The sequence below is a fragment of the Nostoc sp. KVJ3 genome (assembly GCF_026127265.1).
Lineage (GTDB): Bacteria > Cyanobacteriota > Cyanobacteriia > Cyanobacteriales > Nostocaceae > Nostoc.
The window spans coordinates 2,971,965-2,988,022 of the sequence record NZ_WWFG01000001.1; the positions used below are offsets into that span (position 1 = coordinate 2,971,965).

The 16,058-nt window shown below is 43.2% G+C and carries 10 protein-coding genes; 6 read left to right on the forward strand and 4 right to left on the reverse strand.

The features are described from left to right. Nucleotides 1-26 precede the first annotated feature (26 nt). Nucleotides 27-428, forward strand: coding sequence for a CU044_2847 family protein (locus GTQ43_RS11625; protein WP_265272760.1), 402 nt, complete (start codon nt 27-29; stop codon nt 426-428). Further along, nucleotides 425-1,135 (forward strand): TIGR04283 family arsenosugar biosynthesis glycosyltransferase, encoded by a 711-nt coding sequence (locus tag GTQ43_RS11630; protein WP_265272761.1) that lies wholly within the window; start codon nt 425-427, stop codon nt 1,133-1,135. The genes GTQ43_RS11625 and GTQ43_RS11630 overlap by 4 nt, the downstream gene beginning before the upstream one ends. A 796-nt stretch (nt 1,136-1,931) precedes the next feature. Here the strand turns inward: GTQ43_RS11630 and GTQ43_RS11635 are convergent. After that, nucleotides 1,932-2,186 (reverse strand): hypothetical protein, encoded by a 255-nt coding sequence (locus GTQ43_RS11635; RefSeq protein WP_265272762.1) that lies wholly within the window; start codon nt 2,184-2,186, stop codon nt 1,932-1,934. 101 nt (nt 2,187-2,287) lie between these two features. Here GTQ43_RS11635 and GTQ43_RS11640 point away from each other — a divergent pair, with 101 nt between their 5' ends. After that, nucleotides 2,288-6,124, forward strand: a complete 3,837-nt coding sequence (locus GTQ43_RS11640) for a HEAT repeat domain-containing protein (RefSeq protein ID WP_265272764.1) — start codon at nt 2,288-2,290, stop codon at nt 6,122-6,124. A 615-nt stretch (nt 6,125-6,739) separates the two neighbouring features. On the opposite strand, the gene GTQ43_RS11645 is transcribed toward GTQ43_RS11640, so the two are convergent. Next, nucleotides 6,740-9,022 carry an amylo-alpha-1,6-glucosidase gene (locus GTQ43_RS11645; protein WP_265272765.1) on the reverse strand — a complete coding sequence of 761 codons (2,283 nt, stop codon included), beginning with the start codon at nt 9,020-9,022 and terminating at the stop codon, nt 6,740-6,742. Between the two features lie 912 nt (nt 9,023-9,934). Here GTQ43_RS11645 and GTQ43_RS11650 point away from each other — a divergent pair. From GTQ43_RS11650 to trpE, 3 genes are all read left to right on the forward strand, one after another. Further along, nucleotides 9,935-11,944, forward strand: a complete 2,010-nt coding sequence (locus GTQ43_RS11650; protein ID WP_265272766.1) for a DICT sensory domain-containing protein — start codon at nt 9,935-9,937, stop codon at nt 11,942-11,944. Between the two features lie 151 nt (nt 11,945-12,095). Beyond that, nucleotides 12,096-12,515, forward strand: a complete 420-nt coding sequence (locus tag GTQ43_RS11655; RefSeq protein ID WP_265272767.1) for a photosystem I reaction center subunit II PsaD — start codon at nt 12,096-12,098, stop codon at nt 12,513-12,515. A 180-nt stretch (nt 12,516-12,695) separates the two neighbouring features. After that, the gene (gene trpE, locus GTQ43_RS11660; protein WP_265272768.1) at nt 12,696-14,225 is read left to right on the forward strand and encodes an anthranilate synthase component I; all 1,530 of its coding nucleotides are present in this window, start codon (nt 12,696-12,698) and stop codon (nt 14,223-14,225) included. A 786-nt stretch (nt 14,226-15,011) separates the two neighbouring features. On the opposite strand, the gene GTQ43_RS11665 is transcribed toward trpE, so the two are convergent. After that, on the reverse strand, nt 15,012-15,251 hold the full coding sequence (locus GTQ43_RS11665) for a hypothetical protein (protein ID WP_265272769.1): 240 nt from the start codon (nt 15,249-15,251) through the stop codon (nt 15,012-15,014). 64 nt (nt 15,252-15,315) lie between these two features. Then, nucleotides 15,316-15,528 carry a chlorophyll a/b-binding protein gene (locus GTQ43_RS11670; protein ID WP_265272770.1) on the reverse strand — a complete coding sequence of 71 codons (213 nt, stop codon included), beginning with the start codon at nt 15,526-15,528 and terminating at the stop codon, nt 15,316-15,318. Between the last annotated feature and the right edge of the window lie 530 nt (nt 15,529-16,058).

Below are 16,058 nucleotides of genomic sequence, written 5' to 3' on the forward strand. Positions count from 1 at the left end.
CAATTCTTTTAGGCGAGATTTATTCCATGACTCAACTCACACCTATCGAGTTAGAAGATGGCACGATTATTTATATTGAAGCCACTGATAATGTAGATGCACCGCCAGTTAGTATTGAAGTTTCCCCGGAGGGAGAGGAAGAAGCGCTAATTGATAAGGGATGGAATGCTGATGTTGCACAAAAACAAATAGTGCAAAATTTCCAAGCAATTGAAGGTACAATTCGGGCTTACACTGTTTATTCACTTAATGCTTTTAAGAAAATCCCTGTTGCTAATATTGATAAAGTAACTCTAGAATTTGGCATCAAAGTTGGCGGTGAAGCAGGTATACCTTATATTACTAAAGGCACGGCTGAAAGCAATCTTAAGATAACGGTAGAGTGTTCATTTCCTGAGCAAGTGGAAAAGAAAACTCAGCAATCATGAGTCAGAATATTGACGCTAGCAAAATTTCTATTATCATTCCGGCTATTAATGAAGCAGGGAATATCAAAGAAGCGATCGCTACTACTAAACTCAGTCTAAATATAGAAGTCATTGTAGTAGATGGTGGCTCCAAAGATGATACTGTAGCGATCGCTCAGTCTTTAAATGTCAAAGTTATCTCGTCATCTCCCAGTCGTGCTGTGCAAATGAACGCGGGTGCTGTAGCGGCTAGTGGTGAAATTCTGCTATTTCTTCATGCAGATACCCGTTTACCGACGGGGTTTGATGAGATGATTCGCACATCGATACAACAGCCGGGGATTGTGGCTGGTGCATTTAACTTGCGGATTGATGCATCTGTTTTAAGTTTACGATGGGTGGAGTGGGGAGTAAATGTGCGATCGCATTTTTGCCAAATGCCCTACGGCGACCAAGCAATTTTTTTAACTAAGGAAGTATTTCAGCAAGTTGGTGGTTTTCCCGAATTGCCTATCATGGAAGACTTTGAACTCATCCGTCGGTTAAAACCCATCGGACACATTGTAATTATTCCCACACCAGTTGTTACTTCAGCCCGTAGATGGTTGCAAAAGGGAGTCTTTAAAACTACGTTACTCAATCAAATAGTAATTATTGCTTATTTACTTGGTGTATCACCTGAACGAATTCGTCGTTGGTATCGACAAGAAAAATTTAAGAGGATTTAAGCTATTCTCATGTCATTTTTTGAAACCCACGAACATACCAGCAAAGATAAAAAAGCGATCGCTAGCGTATTGATGAACTGCTGGCCAATCTGATTTTACAAAGTCTCGCAGTAAGTGCGTATGCAAAAAGATTTATGTCAATTGCGAGCGGAATGAAGCAATCCCAAGACCTTGGGATTGCTTCATTCCGCTTTGCTCCATTCGCAACGACAGATGTATATTTAATTTTGCATTACAGCAGATTGCGAGTTGGTGAGGTACAAAAATACCCCACCCTAACCCTCCCCTTATAAAGGGGAGGGAACTAGATTTCTTTTTCCCCCCTTTATAAGGCAGGGCTGATTCATTCCCTAAAGAGCGCTAAATATCAAGGGTTCTAGCGATTTAAAATTGATTATTTTGTTACCAGCTTGCCAAGAAAATGAACAATTTTACTGTTGTTCAAGTGCTTAAAAGTTCATCTTCTCGTCACCCTCACTTACAATTTTCTCGCTAACCATCTTGACAAACTCCTTCGTCTTGTGGAATGAATCAGCCCTGCCCTTAAAAAGGGGGGCAAAAGTCTCTTAAAGTCCCCTTTTTTAAGGGGGATTTAGGGGGATCTCCAACGATTTTGGGTTTCTACAGAGATGTGTGTACACCGTAGCCTTATAAAGGGCAGGGAACTAGATTTCCGGCTTCCCCCCTTTACAAGGGGGGATTGAGGGGGGTAATTTGACTTGTGTACAACACGTAGCTTTATAAGGGGGGCTAATTCGACTTGTGTGGTAGCTCTACAAGTAAAGAGGGGCTGTGATTATTTATCCTCAGAACGGCGATGTTTGGGTAACAGGCTTTTTTTCTGCTTTTCTTGCAAATTGCTGGCTTGTTTCAGGACTGGGATACACTGGTTAATCATCCACATTAAAACCTCGATGGTTGAGTCTCCTTGCTGAAGGCGGTTTTCGGCATTTACACCAATTAATATTGTTTGTATTAATAACAACACTGTAATGATTTGGCGATAAAGCTTTTGACGTGTGCTTTGGCTTTGCTTGCGCTGAGTTTTCATTTATTTACCTCACCTCAATTTCAAATCGAGGTTAAGGTTGGGATTAATTGACAAGTAAATTTCCCAAGCGTTGATTAAAAGCCGTTTAGAATCTACATAGGGTGCTTGGGAAAGATGTCTGGCTTGGGAAAGCACAGAACTTTTTAGAAAATTTTTTTCTTTTCGATGACGGTACTTACATGGGGCGGAAGGGGCGGAATCTTAGCTACGATGCTGGTAGAAAACAAGCAAAAATATTGCTGTCTGCTTTGCTGTCCTTTGTGGAAAATTTGGAAGAATCAAAGGACTGTAAAGCCGATTGGCAAGCGGGTACTGAGTTGTGGGTAACGCATTCTACATTAGAAGGACTGGCAGAACTGACGAAGAGGTATAACGAGAGGTTAGAGCCTGAAGCAATTAGGAATGCGCTCAACTGTCTGATAAGCTTGAAAATTATTCAGGATAAACGCGGACAAACCAACGCCAAAACTAGAACAAACTCAAAAGTTTGGCTTTTCGCGCTCAAGTTTCCTAGCATCGATAAAAAAGAAAACCTGAATTGGTTGTTTAAACAAGGTGGGGAATGGGATAAATGCCGAGAAACTCAAAAAAACAACTCTGCTAAAGTTCCCAAGACTCCGAAAGAAAAATCTCAGGGTGTTGACTGGCAAGAAACCTGCCGCGCTATGCTGGAAAAGCACAAGCGTCTCAGCACAAATGAGTTGCTGTTTGCTGATGATGAGATGAAATTTGAGCTAGAGGCAATTCATGTCCCTTTAGCATTGGTAGAACGTAACAAACCGAAGAAGTGCAGCGAGGATATTTCCGCAGAACAAGGTTCGCGGCTTTACGAACCGAGTTATGAAGAGAAGCAGCGATTTGAACATGAGGCTTTTTTAGAGAAAATTATCCGTGATGGTGTTGGTAAAACTCAAGGACACCGCATCGCTTTAATTGGCGAACCGGGTGCGGGAAAAACTACTCAGTTGCAAACTATAGCTTTTTCGATATTAAAGAAGAATCAGGGTTTACCAATTTGGATTTCTTTGGCAGACTTGCAAGGAAAGAGTGTAGAAAATTATCTGTTGCAAGATTGGCTGAAGAAGGCTTTAAAAAAGCCGCGTGTGACACAAGAAGAGGAAGACACTTTTGCAGATTTATTCAAGAATAATCGTGTGTGGTTGTTGTTGGATGCAGCAGATGAAATGTCTTCACTCCAACCATTAACTGAGATTTCCCAGCAGTTGACGGGATGGGTGGAAGATGCGCGGGTTGTGCTGACTTGTCGGGTGAATGTTTGGGAAGTAAACGGCGGCGCTTTAGATAAGTTAGATTTCAAGACGTATCGGTTACTCAATTTTGAATATCCGAAACAGGTGAAAGAGTTTATCGAGAAGTGGTTTCAACCTCGGAACCTCACCCCCCAGCCCCCTCTCCTTATTAAGGAGAGGGGGAGTAAGAAGGGGGAACAATTATGGAGGGAGTTAAATCAAGCTGAACGTCAGCGCATCCAAGATTTAGTTAAAAATCCTTTGCGGTTAGCGCTGTTGTGTAGCACTTGGCAAGGTTCCGATAAAGGTTTACCGGAAACTAAAGCCGGACTTTATCAGCAGTTTGTGGAAGAGGTTTACAAGTGGAAAGAAAACCGCTTCCCTACCACCGAACAGCAGCAAGAGGAATTAAACGCTGCGTTGGGACGTTTGGCAAAACGGGCAATTAATCAAGAAACGTCACGGTTTCGGCTACGACATAAGTTTGTGCGTGAGGAATTAGGTGATCCAAAACAGCAAAATTCTTTATTTTGGTTAGCGTTAAAGTTGGGATGGCTAAATGAAGTTGGAGTGGCTGCGGAATCACCAAAAGAGAAAGTTTACGCTTTTTATCACACCACATTTGAGGAATATTTTGCAGCGTTGGCGATCGACAATTGGCACGAGTTTCTGAACCCCGCGCAAGGCGTTTATCGCATTTTTGCTCCGCAGTGGAAAGAGGTGATTTTGCTGTGGTTGGGACGTGAGGATGTGGAGAGGAAGGAAAAAGAAGAGTTTATTCAGGCGTTGGTGGAATTTGATGATGGGTGCGGAGAATTCAAAGCTATTGATAGAGTCAGAAGGGGATTTTACGAGTTTCGCGCTTATTTTCTCGCTGCTGCGGGGGTTGATGAGTGGAAAAATTCTGTCAACGCAGATGCTATTGTGGCGGAAATCGTTAAATGGAGCTTTGGCGAATCTAAGGTTGAACAAAACAAGTGGGTGGAATTTCTCGAACCAATCGAAAAGGGAGCAAGGACAGCACTATCTCAGACAAATCGTACAAAAGCGATCGCTGCTTTGGTGGAGTTAATCGGCAATCCACAACTGGATTATTCTACCCGAAGGCAAGCGGCAGATAGCTTAGGGGAAATTGGCTCTGGCAACCAAAAAGCGATCGCTGCTTTGATACAGTTAATCGGCAAACCACAACTGAATGATTCTACCCGAAGGCAAGCGGCAGATAGCTTAGGCAAAATTGACCCAGGCAACGAAAAAGCGATTGATACCTTGGTGGAGTTAATCGGCAAACCACAACTAGATGATGATACCCAATATCTATCGGCAGAAAGCTTAGGGAAGATTGGCTCTGGCAACCAAAAAGCGATCGCTGCCTTGATACAGTTAATCGGTAAACGACAACTGGATGATTTTACCCGATGGCAAGCGGCATTAAGCTTAGAGAAAATTGGCTCTGGCAACCAAAAGGCGATCGCTGCTTTGGTGGGGTTAATTGGCAAACCACAACTGGATGATTCTGCCCGAATGCTAGCGGCATCTAGCTTAAGGCAAATTGACCCAGGCAACCAAAAAGCAATTGATGTCTTGGTGGAGTTAATCGGCAAACTACAACTGGATGATGATACCCGAAGGCTAGCGGCATCTAGCTTAAGGAAAATTGGTTATGGCAACCAAAAAGCGATTGATGCTTTGATGGAATTAATTGGCAAATCACAACTGAATAATTCTACCCAATGGCAAGCGGCATCTAGCTTAGGGCAAATTGACCCAGGCAACCAAAAAGCGATTGATGTCTTGGTGGAGTTAATCTGCAAACCACAACTGGATGATTTTACCCAAAGGCAAGCGGCATCTAGCTTAGGGCAAATTGGTTATGGCAACCAAAAAGCGATTGATGCTTTGGTGGAGTTAATCGGCAAACCACAACTGGATTATTCTACCCAATGGCAAGCGGCATTTAGCTTAGGGCAAATTGGTTATGGCAACCAAAAAGTGATTGATGCTTTGGTGGAGTTAATTGGCAAACCACAACTGAATGATTCTACCCAATGGCAAGCGGCACAAAGCTTAGAGCAAATTAACCCTGGCAACCAAAAAGCGATTGATGCTTTGATAAAGTTAATCGGCAAACCACAACTGGATGATTTTACCCGATGGGAAGCGGCATCTAGCTTAGGACGAATTGACCCTAGTAACCAAAAAGCGATTGATGCTTTGATGGAGTTAATCAGCAAACCACAACTGGATTATTCTACGCGAAGGTTAGGGGCAGAAAGCTTAGGGCAAATTGGTTATGGCAACCAAAAAGCGATTGATGCTTTGGTGGAGTTAATCGGCAAACCACAACTGGATGATTTTACTCGAAGGCTAGCGGCAGAAAGCTTAGGTCAAATTGACCCTGGCAACCAAAAAGCGATTGATGCTTTGGTGGAGTTAATCGGCAAACCAGAACTGCATGATTCTACCCGAAGGTTAGTGGCAGAAAGCTTAGGGAAAATTCTGTTAAAGGAACAGATGCCGAGTGTTATCAACGGGTTGAAGGATTACTTATCACCTGAAACTTACAAAAATGACTTTAAGCGATTTGATAATTGCTACGAAGTTATCTGGAAGTGCGCCCAAACTATGCCCTACCCCGCTTTTTACCAAGCTTGGCATCAACAAGAGAAAGTGAAAGATGGAGAGTAGGAAAGAAAAATACTTCCTCCAGCCAAAACATAAGCGAAATGTGGAAGCAACAATCCCTTGTAAAGACGCGATTCATCGCCTCTAGTAAGCGTCTCCTAAATCTATCGCGTCCGATCTTTCCGCAATTCAGGGAATGCGATCGCACCTAATAAAACAGATATCGTAAACAGAATGGGAATGCGATCGTTTTTTTGATTGCTGCGATGAATTGATTAAGCGATCGCCTTTACGGTTTATATACCTCACTGCGATGAGCGATCTTTCAAGGCTTTAATGTTGGGGTGCGATCGAGGAGTTTGTTCTAGCTGCTGCAAACATCGGGCAATTTTCTTAGCAAAAGTTTTGTCAACATAATTCGTAATGAATTCGCCCTTGATAAAATTAGAAAATATATTGTCAATAACCCAAGCAATTGGGAAGGCGATCGCGAACAACTACTCCATTAATTGCGATCGCCATTTTAAGGAATATCCACACCTCTTTTAGAGATAGTGAAACAATATCTGCAACGGCTCAATTTTGACATTATGCCACCAAGGAATGTCTACGACGGGCTATTCGGCGTCGCACTCATCATAAAATTGGGAGTGGATGGTTTACCACTCCCTACTCTTTCTACGCTTCAATAACTACCCGCAAATTACCCCGTTTTTTGGCAACGCGACAAGCAGTCGTAGTCCCAGAACGCTCGAATTCTAAATCGAGGATGGTGGGGCCGACTCGCAAATTATGAAATGACAGGCGATTAATCGATTCTGGCAAAGCAGGGTCAATTATTCGCAAACAGTTATTTTGAGCATCAGGCACCAAGTTGACCATCATTTGCAGCAGTTGGAAGATACTACCAGTAGCCCAAGCTTGGGGAGTACAGGCGACTGGATACTGCACAGGGGCATTATCACCGTTCCGTTCATAACCGCAGAAAAGTTCTGGAGGACGTTCATAAGGCTGCCGACTAGTCATGTCGAATAAACCTTGAAAAATTTCTAGGGCTTGATCGATTAGACCGAGCGATCGCAATCCCATTGCAATCAGAGCGTTATCATGGGGCCAAACTGAACCAGTGTGATAGCCCATTGGATTGTAAGCGGGTGACGAACTACTTAGGGTACGAATGCCCCAACCATTAAACATATCTGGCGCTCGCAACCGTTCTGCTACACTATAAGCTCTTTCGTGCGTGAAAAGACCCAAATGCAAACAATGACCGGGATTTGAGGTAATACTGTCTACGGGTTTGCCATCTCCATCTAAAGCCAAGGCGCAAAAATCCTGGTCTTCTACCCAAAAATCTCGATTAAAACGAACCTTCAGACTTCTAGCCTCTTCTTGCCAACGATCTGCCAAATCAAGCCGCTTTTTCATCCTCGCTATTTCTGCAAGGCGCATTTTTGCAGCATAGACATAAGCTTGCACCTCACAAAGAGCAATTGGGCCGTTAGCTAATTCTCCCTTGTGGTCTACAATGCAGTCACCAGAGTCTTTCCAACCTTGGTTAACCAGACCGCGTTTAGATTTACGGAAGTAGCTGAGGTAACTGGTTTGTTGGGTATTGCGATCGATCCACTCCATTGCTGCTAGAGCATTTGGCCAAAGTAGCTCTAGGAGTTCTTGATCGTGAGTCCAAGCATAATGTTCGGCATACAGCATTAGCCACAGGGGAGTGGCATCAACAGTACCATAGTATGGTGTATGGGGAATTTCTTGACAACGAGCCATTTCTCCCAAACGTAACTCGTGCAGAATTTTACCTGGTTCTTCTTCACGCCATTCGTCGTCTATTTTGCCTTGATATGTCGCCAGTAATATCAGGGTTTCTTTGGCGATTTGCGAGTTTAACATCAAGGTTTGAGAGGCTGTAACCAGCGAATCCCGACCAAATAATGTCGAAAACCACGGAACTCCAGCCGAAACAGTCTTATGCTTACCAAAGGATTGGCCCAACAAATACATATCTTGCTCGGCTCGCTCAATCACTCGATTGAATGTGCTTTTATCTGAGCTAATGCGGGTAATTTGCTGTAACCAGTTTTGCTCCTCCATCAACTCAGCAGCTTTCGCCTGTCCTAATGTAGTGGCGGCACTTACAGTTGAACTGGATTGGTTGTTTTTTAACATATTCACCCGATAACCCAGCTTTTGGGTTTCGTGAGAAGCCAACTCTAGCTGCCAAACCGCAGTGTACCCTTTGAAATAGTCTGGTTGCCGATGCTGGAATAAAACACGGGATTCCATCACCGAGCCATCCAAACCTTGATAGGCAAGTGTTAAGCATTCTTCCTTAAAAGTTGATGGGTCTTTGGGTACTGGTGAAACCCCATCGACAATTCCTTCTTCAATCGTCGGTTCTACTAGCCGTAAAAGCCTACCTCGTTTTTCTCTGTCATAACCCCGGACTTCAAATAAATCAACAAAATCTGCATCGAAGCTGAGGCTTAGTTCAAAATTTACAGTTGTTGTACTGTAGTTAGATATCTCTATTTCTTCAAATAGAGCGCCATTGAGGACTATTTCTCGCCGAATTCCGATCGTTTCGGCTCTGAGACGTTCGTCAATTCTGGGGTTGGTACACAAAGCTGAGAGAGAAAACCCTTTTTCGGCAGTACTACTCAGGAGTACTGGCGATCGCCCTTCAATTTGCAACTCCAAGCGATTCAGAAATCTCGTATCACAACAAAACAGCCCCATACTGGGATTACCATCGTTGAGGGAACAGCCAGAAATATTCCCGATAGTATCTGTCACAAAAAACAAATCATCATCTTTAACCGTCAGTGTCGGTTGCGATCTTTCACTCACAACACAAGGCCACTCCGGGATAGGTAATTGTTCGGCAGGAATAAAAGTTTTTCCATCCAGGAAAATTTTTTCCGGGGTCATTAGCGTATCCGGTGTCATTAGCCAAAGTTCCGTGTACTGGTTGTAGATTTTGTGGTATTTGGAGAAAAAATCCGCTCTCTAAAAACTTGTTTGAGCCATTCTAGCCAAAATAATTTTTACGTACTGCTGACAAAATAGCAGCCCTCAAATCCATATAAGTAAATATTGATAAATTTATATTGTATAAGTCTAAACTCAATACTGGAAGCTGGGACTTTTAGATAATTCTCTAGTCGTTAACTTTTCTCAAGATACAAGACATATATAATCCGCAAAAATGCGAAATTCCCTGTTCTTGTTGGGTAAAGATATAGCGGTTCTCATTTATGTGAGGTACACCCGTAGGGGCAATTCATGAATTACCCTTACACCTTACGAGATGATGTTGCACCACATTTCGATGGGAACCGCTATAGTATTTCTTCTCTAAACTATTATATGATTTTGTCTTGAATATCTGTGGTGTTTAATTAGACAAATTTATGATTGCTGATTATTTTCATCAATAATTACGTATTGAATTATACGGTAGTAATTGTTTTTGGGTAAGAAAATTTATTTAGTGGGTATGAATCTCAAATGGGCAATGTCTAGGACGAGCTACACCAAAGCATTAGGCTCAATTATTCAGTGGTTGCCAACAAAAATAAAGTTAAAAAATTACACTAATTAATTACTTAGTACTTAGTATGGAAAGATTTTAACTGTGCAAGCATATTTCAAAAGTTAGTCAAGAATGTATATTGGGCGTAGTAGGTTGTCAATTAACAAATCAATTTGGTAACAAAATGTTGCGCCTGTTTTGGCGGAAAGCGCTTTTTAGCGTTCTTTACATATTGCAACTCTCTATTTAACTTGAGAGTCCCTTGGAATTTGTACAATGCAGCTGTGACGTGGATCTGATCGAGGTTGAGCGTTTAACAATAATTCATGAGCATTTCGACTTCTGTGCTGAGTGATCTGCTAAAGTCCCTACCATACTTGCGGCCCCAGCTATATTTTAAGGCTTCACTAACGGCGCTTTCCCACGCGATGGAAGATCAAGTTTTGGCTGGGACTTTAGCCCAACCCCTTGTAATTGCTAGTTTTCAGCGAGAGCGATTCTACCGCCAAGAAGCTCATCGCTATCAGCGACTTGCCTTGCGGAGTAATCAAATATACGTGTTATCTGCCCCAGAAACGGATTTCACCAACAGTTCGGAACACTACGAAAAGGTTGCTTTTGAGCCAAAGGACGGCTTAAGTCATGAGTGGCATTTGGTAGTGATTGCTGACAATTATGCAACTTGTCTAGTTTGCCGAGAAAGCCTTGGTTCTATTGCTAAAAACAAGCAACTACCAGAACTAAGCCCGAATCTGGATATAGACACAGCGCGAAGATTTGAGGGAATTTGGACATCAGAAAGGGGAGTTAGCCTCAAAGCTGCCGAATTGCTGTTAGACAGGATTTTGGTTTACAGACCAGAACTGGCCAGTAAAATTGAGGAGGCCCGTCAGAGGTTTGGCATCGGACAGCCGCGAAGCCTTTCTGGAGCAGAACAGGTGAATGAATATGCTTGTGACATTGATACAGATCCCTTTGTACAGCGCTTAGTAACTTATTTGCAAGCTAGTCAGTACAAACTGCACAAAGCCTACCGTTCCATTGCTGCCCAAGCACGAAAAGAACGATTAGTCAACTCCATTAGTACTGCTATTCGGCGATCGCTCGATCCTCATGAAGTTCTCCAGGTGGCAGCACAAGAATTAGGACAACACCTAGAAGCTTGTCGCTGTCTAATTTACCGCGCTCAAGCCACAGATAGCCAAGCCATCATTGAACACGAGTTTTTGAATCCCGGTATTTTATCGGTTCGTGGGCAAACCTGGGAATTAGAGAAAAATTCCCTATTTCAGGACATAGTGGAACAAGGTGAAGGGGTTTGTATTAGCGATACCCTGAATGACCCCCGTGTTAACAATTCGCCAGGACTTTCTTTGATTGCCAAAAAGTTTGCCATTCGTTCTTGGCTGATGGAACCAGTATTTTATCAAGGGCGATTATTGGGCATTGTGGAGTTGCACTACTGCCGGATGCCGCCGCACGAGTGCCAACCAGGGGAGTTGGATTTGGTAGAAGCGATCGCTACTCAAGTCGGAGCGGCTCTCATCCAAGCGGAAGCCTACGCTAACCTAGAAGAACTTAACCAACAGCTAGAAGCCCTAGACCGCACCCGCAGCAACCTGATAGCCATCACTGGACACGAACTGCGTACCCCCCTATCCACCATTCAAGTATGTCTAGAAAGTCTCGCTAGTGAGCCGGATATGCCCTTAGAGTTGCAGCAAATTATGCTCAACACTGCCCTTTCCGACTCAGAACGGATGCGAAAATTGGTACAAGATTTCCTCACACTTTCTAATTTGGAAAGCGGTCGAGTGCAATGGCATCCAGAATCCCTGACTTTACAAGAGTGCGTGGATTTAGCACTCAGCCGTAACCGCACCCGTTCTTCAACAGAAAAGCCCCCCCAAATCAAGACTCAAATTGCCGAAAATCTACCTCTAGTAAGGGCTGATGGTGATTGGCTAGTAGAGGTACTAGCAAAACTCATGGACAACGCTTGTAAATTTACGCCACCCCAAGGAGAAATCACTATTAAAGCGATTTCCAACAGCCATCAAATGGTCGAGGTAACTGTGGCTGACACTGGACGCGGCATTGAACCAAATCGTTTAGAAGTCGTTTTTGACCGCTTCTATCAAGAAGAGGGAGCGCTACGCCGGACTACTGGCGGAACTGGACTTGGTTTAGCTATTTGTCGTCAAATTGTGAATGGCTGGGGTGGAGAAATTTGGGCAGAGTCAACCGGCAAAGACCAGGGTAGTCAGTTTCACTTCACCATCCCCATTGTTCAAAATAGCCACGAGGAAAAGCGGATAAAAGTCAAGAGTAAATAGGAATTGGATATGGGGCATGGGGCATGGGTTTTAACAAATGACAAAGAAAAAAGGACAAATGACTAAAAACTGTTACAGTCTATAACGCGATCGCAATATGATCCTGGTTGCGATGTTAGGATTCCCTAAAAACATTGAGAGAATCATCTTTATGGCAGAAACACTCTCTGGACAAACCCCGCTATTTGCTGGCAGCACTGGTGGCTTGCTAAATAAAGCAAAAGTGGAAGAAAAGTACGCTATCACTTGGACTAGCCCACAAGAGCAAGTATTTGAATTGCCTACTGGTGGTGCTGCTACTGCACGCAAAGGTGAAAACCTGTTGTACTTAGCTCGGAAAGAACAAGGGATCGCTTTAGGTGGTCAACTCCGTAAATTCAAAATCACCAACTACAAAATTTACCGGATTCTACCCAACGGAGAAACTACCTTAATTCACCCAGCTGATGGTGTCTTCCCCGAAAAAGTAAATGAAGGTCGTGAAAAAGTGCGTTACGTCCCACGCAGCATTGGGCAAAACCCCAATCCATCACAACTCAAGTTCAGTGGTAAAGCTACCCACGACGCATAGGGACTAGGGACTGGGGAAGAAGCAAGGGAACTCTTAGCTGTGGAACAAGGAAGACAAGGGAGACAAGGGGGAATTATTAAACAAGTCTCTCCCTCTCCCCCCTCTTCCTTGTCTCCCTTGTCTCTTCTTCATTCCCAATGCCCAATTCCCAATGCCCCATGCCCACCCTCTTAGCTATCTATGGTATTCCCCGATTTCTCTGAATTTTCCCAACTAGCTCAACAAGGCAACTTTGTGCCTGTATATCAAGAATGGGTAGCGGATTTAGATACGCCCGTATCTGCTTGGTATAAAGTTTGTGCAGGTCAGCCCTACAGCTTTTTGTTGGAATCCATAGAAGGTGGAGAAAAACTAGGTCGTTATAGTTTAGTGGGTTGCGATCCCCTTTGGGTTTTGGAAGCAAGGGGCGATCGCACCACCCAATTAAATCGCGATGGCTCGCAGGTCGTTTTTGCCGGCGACCCTTTTACAACTTTAGCCGAATGTTTAGCACCTTATCACCCAGTCAAGTTACCTCAGCTACCGCCAGGAATTGGGGGGTTGTTTGGGTTCTGGGGCTATGAATTGATTAACTGGATTGAGCCGCGCGTGCCAATCTATCCACCAGATGAACGAAATATCCCTGATGGGTTGTGGATGCAGGTAGACCATCTATTGATTTTTGACCAGGTAAAGCGGAAAATTTGGGCGATCGCTTATGCTGATTTACGCAACCCCAATGTAGATTTACACGCAGCCTATCAACAAGCGGGCGATCGCGTCACCCAAATGCTGGAAAAGCTATCTCTCCCCCTATCCCCCGAAAAAACTCGATTGGAATGGAAACCGCCAGGAAGTAGGGGCGCAGAGGAGCATAAAAGTGGAAGTACAGAGGAGTACAACAGTAATTTCACCCGCCCTGATTTTTGTGCCAGCGTCCAAAAGGCCAAAGACTACATCAAAGCAGGTGATATCTTCCAAGTAGTAATTTCTCAGCGACTATCAACAACATATACAGGCGATCCCTTTGCCCTTTACCGCTCCCTACGTCAGATAAATCCTTCGCCTTACATGGCTTACTTTAACTTCCAAAATTGGCAAATTATCGGTTCTAGCCCGGAAGTGATGGTGAAAGCCGAAACCGATCCAGATGGTGGAGTTATCGCAACAGTGCGCCCAATTGCTGGGACACGTCCACGGGGGAAAACTACCCAGGAAGATGCAGCCTACGCTCAAGAGTTACTTGAAGATCCCAAGGAAGTCGCTGAACACGTGATGCTTGTAGATTTAGGGCGGAATGATTTGGGGCGGGTTTGTCAAAATGGTAGTGTTAAAGTTGATGAATTAATGGTAGTTGAGCGCTATTCCCATGTCATGCACATTGTTAGCAATGTTGTGGGGAAATTAGCACTTGATAAAACAGCATGGGATTTATTGAAAGCTTGCTTCCCAGCAGGTACGGTAAGCGGCGCACCAAAAATCCGGGCGATGGAAATTGTTCACGAGTTAGAGTCTAGCCGTCGCGGTGTTTACTCTGGTGTCTATGGATATTACGATTTTGAAGGACAATTAAATACTGCGATCGCAATTCGCACAATGGTAGTACATAATCAGACAGTTAGTGTGCAAGCAGGTGCAGGTTTAGTAGCTGATTCTGAGCCAGAAAAAGAATATGAAGAGACGCTAAATAAAGCTAGAGGTTTATTAGAAGCAATTCGTTGTTTACGTTGAATTTGGAGACTTGGGAAAACTGATACAAAGGAGAAAATGAGAATAATAACTCCCAAGATAGTTTAGTTAAGGTTATTTAATGAAAATATATAGATCCCAAATCCGCGATAAATCTCCGTCAGGATGAAGGACTGATTATTGTAAAGACGGCGATTAATCGCGTCTCTTGCTTGAAGCGAACAATATTGTAAAAACTCCTAATATCATGTCCGCTTGATTGCTTATTAAACCCGAAGAACCCCACCCCCAACCCCTCCCCGCAAGCGGGGAGGGGTTGGGGGTGGGGTTCTTTTATTATGGGTAATTTGGCGGACATGATATAACTCCTGTATGCAATTAATCGCGTCTCTCCTAGAGTACAGACGCGATTAATTGCGTCTCTCCTAACTCTTAACTCCTAACTCCTAACTCAGCACTCATAAAGGCGCACTGGTTTTTATTAGTTAATTCTAAAACCGGGCTTGATATAAGTACAGTAATAGTTCGATTTGCTGTATGAGAATCTAGACCAGACTTTAAAAGTTGATTTATCAATATCCTTCTATTTTGAATTATGTAGGTTTTACTTTGAACTGCAAGATGTTTAGAAACAATTTCTGCTACTTCTAAGCCCATGTATCCACAATACCGTGACAAATTGGGAAGCTTTATAAATCCAATCAACATCGAATTTTTTCCAAAGCTAAACAGAGTTTTTTAGACGGATTGAAAACTGAAAAGAAGTCCTGGTATTCAAAGCCAAGACCTCTATTGAAATTACCACATACTAGACATGAACTAAATTGTTCATCCTAATTGACTGAAGTAAATCCCCCAAAGAATTCCAGTTACTCCAATAGCGATTAAGAGATTAGTAAAAAACCTACCGAATTCAATTTCTTGCCCCAATACCTTGTCATCTTGACCGGCACTGAAAAACAATGACCATGCTTGATTTGCATTGATGGCCTCAAAGTTGTTGAAATCAGGTCTAAAAACTACTGCTCCAATCAAATCTTTTCTAGGGTAATCAAAATCAGTTCTCATAAGTTTGCCTCTAAATTGTTTTATTTGTCAACTGGAGAAAATTTGTAAATCTGAAGTGTCTTCTCTAAAAGCTGGTTAGCCACCCAATCAAACTGTGTCCGGTGAAAACTTCCAAAACTATGTATGAGATGAAACCAATCATTGCCAAACGACCATTGAGTTTTTCAGCATATTCGGTGAAGCCTATGTGTAGGTTTTCCTCAACATAAACCTTGGGTTCAATCGCAAATCTGTTGAGTTGACCGCGTTCGTTAATGGTAAAGCCTCTATTTGTCATTTTTTATTTTTTGTTTTTGCTATCTGTAAATGAATATTAACTATTGTAAATATTTTTTGCAACTACTTGACACGACAAAATTGGTAGTAAGAGCCGTACTAGACACTTAGAGTACTCCAAGTAAAAAAATACTCAATTGTCATTGCGAGCGTTCGCGAAGCGTCTCGTAGAGAAGCGAAGCAATCCCAAAGGCTGCGATTGCTTCGCTCGCAATGACGGGTTTTGGATCATTTATCAAGAAAGGCAGAGGGCAGGAGGCAGAAGGCAGAAGGGAATACTGCCTCCTCCCTCTGCCTGTGACCGAACCGAACAAGGGTATAAAACCCCACCGTCTATACGGTGCTTACAATTGGTTGGGGTCTGAATCCCCAACGAAAAAGTTCCTTCTGCCCTCTGCCCTCTGCCTTCTTCAATTTTTGGAACACTCTTAGAGAATCTTGGATTGTTGCGTGTATATAAAAGTATGGGTAATGGAAAACGAACCACAGAGAACGCAGAAGTAACAGAGAAATGAGAGTTTGAGAGGGTTT